This window comes from Curtobacterium sp. CFBP9011 (assembly GCF_034045095.1).
Lineage (GTDB): Bacteria > Actinomycetota > Actinomycetes > Actinomycetales > Microbacteriaceae > Curtobacterium.
Genome location: NZ_JAXCWN010000003.1, coordinates 1 through 12,320, shown reverse-complemented (window position 1 = coordinate 12,320; position 12,320 = coordinate 1). Strand labels below are relative to the sequence as shown.

The following is a 12,320-nucleotide window of genomic DNA, read 5'->3' as shown; positions in this document are numbered from 1 at the left end:
GGGGGTCAGCTCCCTCGGTAGGTGGAGTAGGCGAACGGACTGAGCAGGAGGGGGACGTGCAGGTGCGGCGCGGGGTCATCCGGTGTCGGCCCGTCCGGCTGCTCGGGCACGGTGATCGTCACGGTCACCCGGGGGTGGAACGTGCCGGTGTCGAGTGCCGCCCAGTACGCGCCGGTGGCGAAGGACAGGGTCCACTCCCCCGGTGCGAGCAGGTCCGGTCCGAGACTGCTGATCCGACCGTCGGCGTCGGTCCGGCCGGAGGCGACGAGCACCCCGTCGGCGTCGGTCAGCGAGACCGCGACCCCGGCGGCGGGCCAGCCGTTCGTGGTGTCGAGCACGTGGATGCTGAGGTGGCTCACCGGACGCTCCGCTCGAGTCGGAGGAGGGCGATCTCCCGCAGCTGGCCGGCGACCTCGAGGCGCTCGGTGGCGTCGTCGTTCGTCATCCGTCGGCGGAGCTCGGCGAGCACCTGGTCGGCGCTGCGACCGGCGGCGCGGACGAGGAACACCCGGTCGAAGCGGGTCTCGTAGGCGGCGTTGCCGGCCCGGAGCGCGGCCGCGGTGTCGACGTCGGCATCGGCGGACGCGGCCTGTTCCAGCCGGGAGGCTGCTGCCGCGGCTCCGTCACCCACCGGCCGGTCCCCGATCCGCGGGTGCTCGGCGAGCGCGGCGTCGACCTCGTCGTCGGTCCAGGTCCGGGCGAGCCGGTCGGCCGCGACGGCGAGGGCGTCCGCCGATCCGTACGGGCGGCCGGCGAGGACGGCGTCGGCCCACCGCGGTACGGCGGCCCAGGACGCGACGAGTGCCCGGGCAGCGTCGTCGTCGAGCCGGTCGAACGCGAGCGCGCTGCCGGTGGTCGGGGACGCCCGGGTGGCGGTGTCGGTCGGTGGAACGGTCATGTCCCGGAGGATGGCACCCCCGTGTTTCGGGGAGAGGTCGGGCAGGTCACGGGTCCGCTGCACCGCCCGACCACGGCTGTTCCTTCCCCGTAACGACGCTGAAACACCGGTTCCCTAGCGTGGCTGACATGGCATGGAACCGGGGCATGATCGCGCACGGCCGACGAGTCGGTGCGCTCGTCGACCCCTGCCGCCCTGCCCTGATCGGACCCGTCCATGGACCTCGTCTCCGTCCGCACCGTGCGGACCCCGTCGCACCGCGACGACCTCGCCTTCGCACCCGGTGACCGCCCGCTCGGTGGCGGCACCTGGCTCTTCTCGGAGGAGCAACCCGGCCTGACCGGGCTCGTCGACCTGACGACCCTCGGGTGGCCCGACATCGAACGGACGCCCGGCACGCTGACGATCGCGGCGACGTGCACGGTCGCCGCGCTGCTCCGGGTGCAGCCAGACCCCGACTGGGTCGCCTGGCCGCTGGTGGACCGGTGCGCGAACGCACTGCTCGCCTCGTTCAAGGTGTGGAACGCGGCGACCGTCGGCGGGAACGTGGCGGTCGGGCTGCCGGCCGGGGCGATGACGGCGCTGCTCGTCACACTCGACGCGACCGCGGTGGTGTGGACCCCGGACGGCGGGGAGCGCCGCGTCCCCGTCGAGCAGCTCGTGCTCGGCGTGCAGACGCTGGACCTCGGGCACGGCGAGGTCATCCGGGCGTTCGACCTGCCAGAGGAAGCGCTGCGCGCGACGACCGGGTTCCGCCGGGTGTCGCTCAGCCCGCACGGCCGGTCGGGCTCGCTCGTCACCGCACGGTGGTCGGCAGCGGGCTTCGTGTTGATCGTCACGGCGGCGACCCCGCGGCCGGTGGTGTTCCGGTGGTCCTCGGTGCCGTCGGCCCGAGAGGTCGACGCAGCCCTCGACGCCGTCCTGGGCTCGGACGAGGACTGGTACGACGACCCGCACGGCTCGCCCCGCTGGCGACGTGCGGTGAGCAGCGTGTTCGCACACGAACTCCGCGACGAAGCCGCCGAGGCAGCGGGCGCAGCGGGAACGACCGCAGCGGCGGCGGGCACCTGATGAGGCTCGAGGTGGACGGCACCCCGCTCGAGGTCGCACCACAGCCCGGACAGGTCCTCCGCACGCTCCTCCGCGACCACGGCGTGACCTCGGTGAAGAAGGGCTGCGACGCCGGCGACTGCGGTGCCTGTACGGTCCTCGTCGACCAGGTGCCGGTGCACTCCTGCATCACGCCCGCCCACCGGCTCGAGGGCCGCACGGTCACCACGGCCGCCGGTCTCGGCACCCCGGAGGACCCGCACCCCGTCCAGCGTGCGTTCGCCGAGGCACCCGGGTTCCAGTGCGGCTTCTGCACGGCGGGCTTCGTCGTCACCGCTTCGACGCTGACCGAGGACGACCTGGCCGACCGGCACCGGAAGCTCAAGGGCAACCTCTGCCGCTGCACCGGGTACCGGGCGATCGAGGACGCACTCGACGGCGTCGCGAACACGACCTGTGCGGCACCGGGCGCGGCGATCGGCACCTCGGTCGCAGCCCCCGCGGCCCGGCGCATCGTCACCGGCCGCGAGGAGTACACGCTGGACATCCCCGGCGACGGACTCCGGCGCACCGAGGCGCTCCTGCACCTCGCCGTCCTCGGCAGCCCGCACCCGCACGCCCGCATCACCGCGATCGACACCACCGAAGCCTCGGCCCTGCCCGGCGTCCACGCCGTGCTGACCCACCACGACGACCCCGGCGTGCTGTTCTCCACCGGCCGCCACGAGTCACGGCTGGACGACCCGGACGACACCCGCGTGCTCGACCCGGTGCTGCGGTTCCGCGGCCAGCGCGTCGCCGCGGTCGTCGCCGACAGCGCCCGGATCGCCGAGCAGGCGTGCGCCTTGGTCCGCGTCGAGTACGAGGTCCTCGACAGCGTCCACGACCCCGATGCGGCACGCCAGCCGGGTGCCCCGCTCCTGCACGGTGACAAGACGTCGGCCGAGCACCGGATCGCCGAGCCGGCGCGGAACGTCGTGGCGAGCCTCCACGGCGGTACCGGCGACGTCGAGGCCGCACTGTCCGCGTCGGCCGCGACCGTCGACGGGGTCTGGACCACCGGCCGCGTCTCGCACGCGGCCCTGGAGACACACGCCACCCGTGGGTGGATGGACCCGGACGGGCGGCTCGTGCTCCGGACCGCCACGCAGGTCCCGTTCCTGGTGCGGGACGAGATCGCCCGCGTCTTCGCGCTCGACCCGGCCCGGGTGCGCGTCGTCGCGAAGCGGGTCGGCGGCGGGTTCGGCGGCAAGCAGGAACTGCTCACCGAGGACCTCGTCACCCTGGCGGTGCTGCGGACCGGCCGCACCGTGCAGTTCGAGTTCAGCCGTCGGGACGAGTTCACGGTCGCGCCCACCCGGCACCCGATGCGTGTCCGGGTCCGGCTCGGCGCCGACGCGGACGGCACCCTCACGGCGCTGCACGTCGACCAGACGATGGACACCGGGGCGTACGGCAACCACGGCATCGGGGTCATGTTCCACTCGGTCAGCGAGTCCGTCGCGGTGTACCGGTGCCCGGTGAAGCGCGTCGACGCCGAGTCGGTGTACACGAACAACCTGCCGTCGGGGGCGTTCCGCGGCTACGGGCTCGGGCAGGTGGTGTTCGCGATCGAGTCGGCGATGGACGACCTGGCCCGCGAGCTCTGCCTCGACCCGGTCGAGTTCCGGCGGCGGAACGTCGTGGTGCCGGGTGACCCGCTCGTCGTCACGGACCCGCACGAGCAGAGCGACCTGCAGTGGGAGGGCAGCTACGGGCTCGACCAGTGCCTGGACCTCGTCGAGGACGCACTGGCCGGACCGCTGCCCGAGGTCCCGCGGATGGACGGGCCGGTGCTCGACGGTCCGGGGCTGGACCGTTCTGCCGACTGGGCGTTCGGCACCGGTGTCGCCCTCGCGGCCATCGCCACCATGCCGCCCCGGGGACACCACGCCCACACCTCGGTCGAACTGCTGCCCGGCGGGCGGTACCGCATCGGCGTCGGCACGGCGGAGTTCGGCAACGGCACCACCACCGTGCACACGCAGCTCGTCGCCACCGCGCTCGGCACCACACCCGACCGGGTCGACGTGCACCAGTCCGACACCGACGCCGCGCGCCACGACACCGGGGCGTTCGGGTCCGCCGGGGTCGTGGTCGCCGGCCGTGCCCTGTACGCCGCCGCGCAGGCACTCCGCGACGACCTGACCGCCCGGGCCCTGGCACTCGTCGCAGCCCGCACGCCGCGGACCGCCTCCGGCGTGCTCGGTCCGGCGGTCACCGTCGAGCCCGAGGGCGTCCGCGTCGGCGACGAACTCGTCGGGCACACGGAGCTGCTCGCCGAGGGGCCGCTCGTCGCCCACGCCAGCCACGACGGCACCCCTCGGTCCCTCGCCTTCACGGTGCACGGAGCCCGGGTCGCGGTGCACCGACCGACCGGCGAGGTCCGCATCCTGCAGAGCGTGCAGGCCGTCGACGCCGGCACCGTCCTCAACCCGGAACAGCTCCGCGGCCAGGTCGAGGGCGGCGCGGCCCAGGCGATCGGCTCGACGCTCTACGAGGAGGTCGTGCTCGACGCCACCGGCCGGGTCACCACCGATGCCTTCCGCTCCTACCGGGTGCCGAAGATCTCCGACGTGCCACGGACCCAGGTGCTGTTCGCCGAGACCTCCGACCCGCTCGGCCCCCTCGGTGCCAAGTCGATGAGCGAGGCGCCCTACAATCCCGTCGCCCCGGCCGTCGCGAACGCCGTCCGGGACGCGATCGGCATCCGGCCGTACCGCCTGCCGATGACCCGCGATCGGGTGTGGGCGCTGCTGGCGGACGCGACCGACGCCGGGGGTGCGTGATGTTCGAACTGGCACCGCGCCTCCTGGCCGTGCTCGACGGCGGCCGACCGATCGTCGTCGCGACCGCCGTCGACGTGCAGGGCAGCGCGCCGAGCGGCACCGGCACGTCGATGGCGGTGCTGCCCGGCGGTGAAGTCGTCGGGACGATCTCCGGCGGGTGCGTCGAGGGGGCGCTCTACGACACCGCCGAACAGGTCCTGGCGACCGGCGTCCCCGTCCTGGAACGGTTCGGGTTCGAGGACCCCTCCGACCCCTTGGCCGACTGGGCGCCAGGCCTCCGCTGCGGAGGCCGGGTCGAGGTGCTCGTCCACCGCGTCCTGCCGACCGACACCGTCGTGGTCGACGCGCTCCGTGCCGCCGCTGCCGGGACGCCGACGTCGCTCGGCCTGTCGCTCGACGCGGCCTCGCTCGGCAGCGTCGTGACGGCGTCGGACGGCTGCCGGACCCGCGTCTTCACCGAGTACGCCGGCGGACGGGCGCGGTGCATCGTCGTCGGCGCGGTCGAGTTCGCCGTCGCCGTGACGAACACCGCCGCCATGCTCGGCTACGCGGTGACCGTCGTCGACCCGCGGCCGGTGTTCCTCACCGACCAGCGGTTCCCGGCGGCGCAGGAGCGGGTCGTCGGTTGGCCGCCGCGGGTGCTCGCCGACACCGCGATCGGACCGGACACCGTCGTCATCGTGCTCACCCACGACGACCGGTTCGACGCCGAGGTGCTCGACCTCGCGCTCCGCCGTGGTGCCGGGTACGTCGGGGCGATGGGGTCACGGGCGACGCACGAGCGACGGCTGTCGGTGCTGCGGGACCTCGGCACGCCGGACACCGGGCGGCTGCGCTCCCCGATCGGCCTCGACATCGGCGCTGAGACCCCGGCCGAGATGGCGCTGTCGATCATGGCGGAGGTGGTGGCGGTCCGCCGAGGTGCCTCGGGCGGCGCGCTCGTCGACGGGAGCGGCCCGGTGCACCGGCGGCCGGTGGAGGACGCCGTGTCCCGGTGAGTCAGTGGGCAGACGCCACGAGCCGCCGGAAGAGCGGGTACCAGTGCCGCTCGGCCAGCACCGACCCCGCGCCGCCGTCGAGCCACTCGCCCGGGACGACCGGTGCAGCGTCGGTCGTCCAGACGGCGAACACCGCGACCGGGGTCGGCCACTCGTACTCCGGTGTCGGCACCGTGACCGTGTTGCGGACGGCTCCGACGTACCGGAGTGACCCGGGCTCACCGACCACGCGACGGGCGAGCTCCGCGATCGCGATCGCGCCGTCGTGGTCCTCCGCACCAACGCGCATGGTCGGCAGGTCGACCTTGCCGGACCCGTCGCGGCGTGTGCAGAAGACGCGGTCCCCGTCGGTCAGCAGCAGGCGGACCAGCCCGGTCGGACGGAGCACGGGGCCGCCGAGGACGACGTCCGCGACGCCGCCGGGTGGGAGCCAGGGTGCGTCGACGGTCGACGTGATGACCTCCGGGGCGTCGTCCTGCACCGGACGAGGGTACCGAGCAGACGTACCCGACGGGGCGTCTCGCGTCCGCACCACGCGTCCGCACCACGCGTCCGCTCCTCAGCCGACGGGGGCGAGCCGCGCCTCCCGTCCGTGGTCCGGTACCAGAGTGCCCGCGCCGGACACCGGCAGGGTGAGCACGAACCCCGCGCCGTCCAGGACGAGCGGCTCGGCCGCGACCAGGTCGCCGCCGGACGCCCGGGCGATCCCGCGCGCGATCGGCAGGCCGAGGCCAGCGCCGCCGCTGCGGTCCTCGCGTCCGTCGTCCAGGCGGACGAGTCGGTCGAAGACGCGCTCGCGGTCGGCAGTCGGGATGCCGACGCCGTCGTCCTCGAGTCGGACCACGGCGGTGTCCGCACCGTCGGCAGCCAGGAGCGTGAGGAGCAGGTGACCGTCGCCGCCGGTCGCCCGGGCGGCGTTGTCGGCGAGGTTGCCGAGCACCTGGGCGATCCGGTCCGCGTCGAGCAGTGCCGGTACCGGATGATCCGGCACCCGGACGTCGAGGTGCACGGACGGCAGCCGCAGGACCAGCCGCTCCGCCTCGGCCGTCAGGAACGCGGCCAGGTCCACCGGGCGGCGGTCGAGGTCGATCCCACGGTCCAGCCGCGCCATCGTGAGCATGTCGTCGACGAGCCGGGAGGCGCGCCCCGCCTGCCGCACGACGTGCACCGCGAGCTGCTCCTGCTGCTCCCCCTGCACGCCGGCGCGGATCAGCGTCTCCGCGGCCGCCCGGACCCCGGCGACCGGGGTGCGGAGTTCGTGCGCGGCATCGGACAGGAACGCCCGGAGGCGCAGCTCGGCCTGGACGGCCTGGTCCTCCGCACCCTCCACGGCGTCGAGCATGGTGTCGAGCGCGGTCGCGACGCGGCCGATCTCGGTGTCGTCGCGGTGCGGTCGGAGGCGCCGGCCACGGTCACCGCCGGCGATCGACATCGCGGTCGACGTCACGACGTCGAGTGGTCGGAGCGCCCGGCGGACGACGAGGGTGACACCGACGCAGGCGATGACGAGGAACCCGGCGGAGGCAGCGCCCATCACCCAGCCGAGCGTCGACAGGGTGGACTGGACGTCTCGCGTGCCGGTCGTCAGGGTCAGGACCGTGCCGTCGTCGAGCCGTGACCGGAGGGTCAGGACGCCGTCGTCCTCGGATGTCGTCGAGGACACCACGGACGCGCCGTCCGCGCTGCCGGTGGCGGTGCGGCCGGCGCCGGTGCCCGTGCCCGTGTTCCCGGCAGCAGCGCCCGGGCCTGACCCCGGCGCGGGCAGGTCCCCCGGGTCGGGCGGTCCGGCGCGGAGCTGCTCGGGCGACGGGCCGGCCTGCACCTCGGCACCGTCGGACTGCACGATGCGCACGGACAGGCCCTGCATCGAAAGACGGTCGGCGAGGTCGTCGGCGTCGACGGTCCCGACGAGGGCCGCCGCCGCGGACGCCCGGTCCCGCAGCCGGTCGACGGTCTGGGCGCGGAGCTGGTCGCCGAGCAGGGCCTGCACCGCGACGCACAGGCCGCCGAGCAGGACGGCCAGGAGGAGCACGATCGCCACGACGGTCCGCAGGCGGAGGGACGTGGTGCGGAGCGCGGGCGTGACGGGACCGGCGACGCGGCGGCGGCTCACGCGGCGACCCGCTCGGCGCTCATCCGGTAGCCGAGCCCGCGGATCGTGTGGATCAGGCGTGGCCCGTGCGCCTCCATCTTCCGCCGCAGTGCGCTGAGGTGCACCTCGACGATGTTGGGGTCGATGTCGTCGTACCCCCACACCTGCGTCAGGATCTGGGCCTTCGACAGGGTGCGCCCTCGCCCCTCGGCCAGGAAGCAGAGCAGCCGGAACTCGGTCGCAGTCAGATCGAGCAGCGCACCACCGCGGCGGGCGGTCGCACCGTCTGGGTCGACGACCAGGTCGCCGATCTCGACCACGGTCGGGATCCGTCCCCGCCGCCGGAGGACCGCGGTGACCCGGGCCACGAGCTCCGCCATCGCGAACGGCTTCACCACGTAGTCGTCGGCCCCTTCGGCGAACCCCCGCAGCCGGTCGTCGAGTTCGTCGCGCGCGGTCATCATCACCACGGCCGCGTCCGACACCGACCGCACCCGGGCAGCCAGCACGATGCCGCTCGCACCGGGCAGCATCCAGTCGAGCACCACCAGGTCGGGACGCCCGGAGGCCAGGTCGTCGACGAGGGTGTCGCCGTCACCGGCGGTGCGCACGGCGAACCCCTCGGCTCGGAGGCTCGAGGCGACGGCGGTGCGGATGGACTCGTCGTCGTCGATGACGAGGATGCGGGCGGGGAGGGTCACGCCGGGAACCGTAGGCGTCCACTGCGAGCAAGGAGCATGGAACGACCTGGGCAACGCCTGTGCTTCAGTTCTGCTTCAGGCACGACTTCCAGCGTGGTCCACAGCGAGCCGGACGGGTTCGTCACGACCACGAGGAGCACCCCGATGCACCAGAGCAACCAGCACGACGACCACAACGACCGCAACCGGAACGACCAGCCCACCGAGCAGTACCCGGTGGACCACTTCGCCGCAGCGCCCACCACGGCCCCCGCAGCTGACCGCGCCGCCGGCCGACGACGCTTCGCCCGCCGCGCGGGCATCGGTGCCGCGGTCGCCGCCACCCTCGTCCTCGGCGGGGTCGGCGTCACCGCGGCGATGGCTGCCGGTCCGGGTGACGGTGGGAACAGCAGTGTCACCGCGCCGACGGGGGCGCCGAGCGGAGCGCCGTCGGGGGCACCCACCGGTGCGCCGACGGGAGCGCCGAGCGGTGCGCCGGCAGGTCCGGGGGCAGCTGGCGGGGCGGCCGGAGGCCCGGCAGGTGGTCCCGCCGGTGGTCCGGTAGCCGCCCCCGGAGCCGGTCCGGCCGGCGGAGCCGCCACGTGCGGTCCCGACGGAGCAGCACCGAAGGCCGACGGGAAGGCGCCGACTCCCCCGAAGGGCGACGGCAAGGCGCCGACTCCCCCGGCGACGGACAGCTCGGCGCCGACCCCGCCTGCCCCGGGTGACGCGCCCACCGGTGCTCCGACCGACGCACCGACCTCCGGTTCCTGACGCGACCCGGCCGGGAGGCGCGGTGCGGGTCCGACCCGCACCGCGCCTCCCGGCCGCTCAGGACCGGCCTGATCCGCTCAATCGACCTCGCTGAGGAAGCCGGTTGCCGGGTCGATCTCTGCCAGGAAGGCACGGATGTCCCGCCGCAGTCGCTCGTCATCACCCATCGCCACAGCGATGACCGCCTCGATCGACTCGGGGCTCATCCCGCTCGTACCGGCGAGCATCCCGCTGTAGCCGTAGCCGGCGTTGGGTCCGGTGAGCCACGTGACCTGGTGTGCGGCCCCCTCCACGGAGATACGGAAGTGCTCGCCGTCGACCACCAGCTCGCGGACGGCGGGTACGGCCACGGGGAGGGCTGGCTCATCGGCGTCGCGCCAACCGAGCGGACCGGCCAGCGCGCTCAACCGGGCGTGCTCGACAGGGTCGGTGAGCCGCCATCCGTAGCTCTCCGCGACGACGTGGCTCACGCCGTCGATCATCGTCCTCGCACGGCTCTCGCCGAGGCCGTCGGTGTCCACTTCTTCGTCGATCCAGGTGAGCAGCTGGCCCACCCAGTCCTCGGCGTCCTCCGCAGGTGCATGCAGCCACCACTGCGGCGCACGGGTCGACGGAAGCGCGATCCGGAGGTGTGCCTGCGACCCCGCCTGACTGATCAGCATCGTCATGACGCCGTCAGCTGCGTCGATCTGGGTCACCGAGTACGAGAGGGGGCGTGCCGCTCGGAGGGCGGCGACGAGGGCGGCGTCGGTGAGCACGACGAGATCATCCCACCACGGCCGGCCAGCCGGCCGGCCGGCTGGCGGCGACCCTTCCGGCATTTAGTCACGAATGACTAAATCCAGTCAAGGTGTCTGTAGCCAGATGGGTCGGACTCACCCGAGGACGCGGTGTCAGTCGCTCCGACCGTCTGAGGACTTGCCGCTACGGGACACATGCACCAGCAGAGCAGGCACGGCCGCCAGCACCGCGCCGATCACCCACAGCAGCGGCGACGGTGAGAAGCCGCCGTCGGAGGAATCGCTCGGTCCGGCTCGCATGAAGAGGACGGCGTCGACGACGAGTACCGCGGGGACCACGAGAAGCGCCGTGGTTCCGAGCCAAGCGAACTTCCGCGCACCCGTACCGAGGACCGCGCACACAGCGAGGGCGCCTCCGGTCACCACCGTGACCATCACGAGCACCACCAAGCCCGGCAAGCCCGTCAGCAGAACGGCGACGGCACCGCCGTGGGTGAACTGGGCTGCGACGGCGCCGACTGCAGCTGCCAGCAGCACATGCGGCCACGGTCCCGCCCCGGTGCGTCCGCTTCCGTCGGTGTCCCCACGAGTCACGGCCTGATCCTCGCATGGACAGGCAAGGCCAGTTCGATCGCGAGTGGATCGCCGCCCGAGCCGTCTGATGCGCAGCACGGTCCATCGGTGAGAACTACGACCGATCTGAGTTCCTGGGCGAGCTCGTCGGGTACACGCACGCTGCCACGCTGAGCGTCGCGGACGAATGGCTCGAAGACCCCGAGTACGAGTCTTGATGCTTCGGGCGGGAACGCTCGGCCGCGGTACCTGCGTGAGGCTCCCGGCTTCCAGATCAGCGGTAGTCGTCAGGGCTGGTGCAAGCCCCGCTCAGATGCCTCGCTTGGCCATGAAGCGGTAGACGAAGAAGAAGACCACCCCGAGCGCGATCAGGCCGATTCCTGCCCACAGGAGCACCGGCGTGCGGTGCATGACGGCGAGCAGTACCCCGACCACCACGGCTGCCCACGGCATGACGAGACGCACGGGTCCGTATCGCCACTGGTACCTGCTCGGGCGCTGGCCGTCGCGGGGTTCCGTGTCCTCGGTCGGAGTGCCCATGTCGACCTTCCTCGGGGGGAGTACCTGGTGGAGTGAACCGGCGATCGCCCCGCTTGCCCGGAGCCCACCGACAACGAACACGCTGGCGGACTGCCCATCAGTCACTCTTGCTGCCCGTGCTTGCCCGTCCGCGCGGAGTGGGGCTGCGCCGTTCGGAGCGATCCTCTCATCAAGGCCAGCGTTCACGACGGACTCAGCCGAGGACACCGGTGTGCTCGAGGACGACCTGCACGCCGATGAGGATGAGCACCACACCGCCCGCGATCTCGGCCGGCTTGCCGAAGCGGGCGCCGACCCGGCGTCCGACGGCGACGCCGACGAAGCTCAGGACCGCGGTCGTGATGCCGATGAGCAGGACCGCCCAGCCAATCGACACCGGCAGGAACGCCAGCGTGACGCCGACCGCGAGGGCGTCGATGCTCGTCGCGATGGCCAGCACCAGCAGTTCACGGATGCGCAGCCGGTCGGTGTCCTCGTCGGTGTCCTCGTGCCCGCGGAACGCTTCCCACAGCATCTTGCCGCCGACGAGCGCGAGCAGCCCGAACGCCACCCAGTGGTCGTAGGCGGCGATCGACCGGGCGAACGTCGTGCCGAGCAGCCAGCCGAGCAACGGCATCAGCGCCTGGAACAGACCGAAGACGACGGAGATCACCACGGCCTGCCGGACGTTGAACCGCTTCATGTGCAGGCCCTTGCCGAGCGCGACGGCGAAGGCGTCGGCGGAGACGCCGAGCGCGATGAGGAAGAGGGCCCAGAACGACATGGGGTGGCGCCTTTCGAGATGACAGCGGAGACACCGTCGTCTCGGAACTCGTCGATCCTGTCATGTCGGGAACGCCGTCCAGAGCGAAAAAGGCCTGATCAGACGGATTCGGGACGACGAATTCGAGCGTTCGACGGCCCGCCCCGAGAACCCGGCGTGTCACAGAACGGTAACGAGGACAAACCCACCCAAACCGGTTCGCGACCGGCCCCGAATCACTGTCACAAGCCGGGAAACACCCGCAAGCGCTCACCAGCAGCTCACCGCTGGTTCTCCACCCCCTCAGCCGGGGTGTGTTCGGCGCGCTGTCACCAACCGCGCCGAGCGCGTTCAAGCAAAGGAATGAAGACATGCGCAAGTCCCTGAAGAACACGATCACCCTCG

Annotated in this window: 13 protein-coding genes; 4 read left to right on the top strand and 9 right to left on the bottom strand. The window is 73.0% G+C overall.

The annotated features are described in order from the left end of the window. Positions 1–5 precede the first annotated feature (5 nt). Positions 6–359, bottom strand: coding sequence for a hydroxyisourate hydrolase (gene uraH, locus SOM35_RS07325; protein WP_320514921.1), 354 nt, complete (start codon positions 357–359; stop codon positions 6–8). Then, positions 356–898 (bottom strand): 2-oxo-4-hydroxy-4-carboxy-5-ureidoimidazoline decarboxylase, encoded by a 543-nt coding sequence (gene uraD, locus SOM35_RS07320; RefSeq protein WP_320514920.1) that lies wholly within the window; start codon positions 896–898, stop codon positions 356–358. Before uraD ends, uraH begins: the two co-directional genes overlap by 4 nt. Positions 899–1,114: 216 nt before the next feature. On the opposite strand from uraD, the gene SOM35_RS07315 reads away from it, so the two are divergent. The 3 genes from SOM35_RS07315 to SOM35_RS07305 are packed head-to-tail and all read left to right on the top strand — an operon-like array spanning position 1,115 to position 5,774. Next, on the top strand, positions 1,115–1,969 hold the full coding sequence (locus tag SOM35_RS07315) for an FAD binding domain-containing protein (RefSeq protein ID WP_320514919.1): 855 nt from the start codon (positions 1,115–1,117) through the stop codon (positions 1,967–1,969). After that, the gene (locus SOM35_RS07310; RefSeq protein WP_320514918.1) at positions 1,969–4,776 is read left to right on the top strand and encodes a molybdopterin-dependent oxidoreductase; all 2,808 of its coding nucleotides are present in this window, start codon (positions 1,969–1,971) and stop codon (positions 4,774–4,776) included. Before SOM35_RS07315 ends, SOM35_RS07310 begins: the two co-directional genes overlap by 1 nt. Further along, positions 4,776–5,774: an XdhC family protein gene (locus SOM35_RS07305; RefSeq protein WP_320514917.1), complete on the top strand. Its 999-nt coding sequence runs from the start codon at positions 4,776–4,778 to the stop codon at positions 5,772–5,774. The genes SOM35_RS07310 and SOM35_RS07305 overlap by 1 nt, the downstream gene beginning before the upstream one ends. Position 5,775: 1 nt before the next feature. Here SOM35_RS07305 and SOM35_RS07300 read toward each other — a convergent pair whose 3' ends face one another. The 3 genes from SOM35_RS07300 to SOM35_RS07290 all read right to left on the bottom strand — a co-directional run bounded on the left by SOM35_RS07300 (position 5,776) and on the right by SOM35_RS07290 (position 8,567). Further along, complete coding sequence (locus SOM35_RS07300; protein ID WP_320514916.1) at positions 5,776–6,255, bottom strand: NUDIX hydrolase; 480 nt, start codon at positions 6,253–6,255, stop codon at positions 5,776–5,778. A 78-nt stretch (positions 6,256–6,333) separates the two neighbouring features. Next, positions 6,334–7,887 carry a sensor histidine kinase gene (locus SOM35_RS07295; RefSeq protein ID WP_320514915.1) on the bottom strand — a complete coding sequence of 518 codons (1,554 nt, stop codon included), beginning with the start codon at positions 7,885–7,887 and terminating at the stop codon, positions 6,334–6,336. Then, entirely contained in the window at positions 7,884–8,567 is a 684-nt protein-coding gene (locus SOM35_RS07290) for a response regulator transcription factor (RefSeq protein ID WP_320514914.1), read from the bottom strand. The genes SOM35_RS07295 and SOM35_RS07290 overlap by 4 nt, the downstream gene beginning before the upstream one ends. Before the next feature lie 144 nt (positions 8,568–8,711). Between SOM35_RS07290 and SOM35_RS07285 the strand changes: the two genes are divergently transcribed. Then, positions 8,712–9,320 (top strand): hypothetical protein, encoded by a 609-nt coding sequence (locus SOM35_RS07285; protein ID WP_320514913.1) that lies wholly within the window; start codon positions 8,712–8,714, stop codon positions 9,318–9,320. A gap of 77 nt (positions 9,321–9,397) precedes the next feature. Here the strand turns inward: SOM35_RS07285 and SOM35_RS07280 are convergent, their stop codons facing one another. The 4 genes from SOM35_RS07280 to SOM35_RS07265 all read right to left on the bottom strand — a co-directional run bounded on the left by SOM35_RS07280 (position 9,398) and on the right by SOM35_RS07265 (position 11,936). After that, positions 9,398–10,078 (bottom strand): hypothetical protein, encoded by a 681-nt coding sequence (locus tag SOM35_RS07280; protein WP_320514912.1) that lies wholly within the window; start codon positions 10,076–10,078, stop codon positions 9,398–9,400. Between the two features lie 135 nt (positions 10,079–10,213). Then, the gene (locus tag SOM35_RS07275; RefSeq protein WP_320514911.1) at positions 10,214–10,732 is read right to left on the bottom strand and encodes a hypothetical protein; all 519 of its coding nucleotides are present in this window, start codon (positions 10,730–10,732) and stop codon (positions 10,214–10,216) included. Between the two features lie 210 nt (positions 10,733–10,942). Then, entirely contained in the window at positions 10,943–11,173 is a 231-nt protein-coding gene (locus SOM35_RS07270; protein ID WP_320514910.1) for a hypothetical protein, read from the bottom strand. Positions 11,174–11,366: 193 nt separating this feature from the next. Beyond that, a complete protein-coding gene (locus SOM35_RS07265) occupies positions 11,367–11,936 on the bottom strand; it encodes a manganese efflux pump MntP (RefSeq protein WP_221852686.1) in 570 nt (189 codons plus the stop codon). Positions 11,937–12,320 lie beyond the last annotated feature (384 nt).

Excerpts from the sequence above, each read along its gene's own strand:
- SOM35_RS07305 (WP_320514917.1), top strand. The coding sequence starts at position 4,776 with ATGTTCGAACTGGCACCGCGCCTCCTGGCCGTGCTCGACGGCGGCCGA.
- SOM35_RS07315 (WP_320514919.1), top strand. The coding sequence starts at position 1,115 with ATGGACCTCGTCTCCGTCCGCACCGTGCGGACCCCGTCGCACCGCGAC.
- SOM35_RS07285 (WP_320514913.1), top strand. The coding sequence starts at position 8,712 with ATGCACCAGAGCAACCAGCACGACGACCACAACGACCGCAACCGGAAC.
- uraD (WP_320514920.1), bottom strand. The coding sequence starts at position 898 with ATGACCGTTCCACCGACCGACACCGCCACCCGGGCGTCCCCGACCACC.
- SOM35_RS07265 (WP_221852686.1), bottom strand. The coding sequence starts at position 11,936 with ATGTCGTTCTGGGCCCTCTTCCTCATCGCGCTCGGCGTCTCCGCCGAC.
- SOM35_RS07270 (WP_320514910.1), bottom strand. The coding sequence starts at position 11,173 with ATGGGCACTCCGACCGAGGACACGGAACCCCGCGACGGCCAGCGCCCG.
- SOM35_RS07310 (WP_320514918.1), top strand. The coding sequence starts at position 1,969 with ATGAGGCTCGAGGTGGACGGCACCCCGCTCGAGGTCGCACCACAGCCC.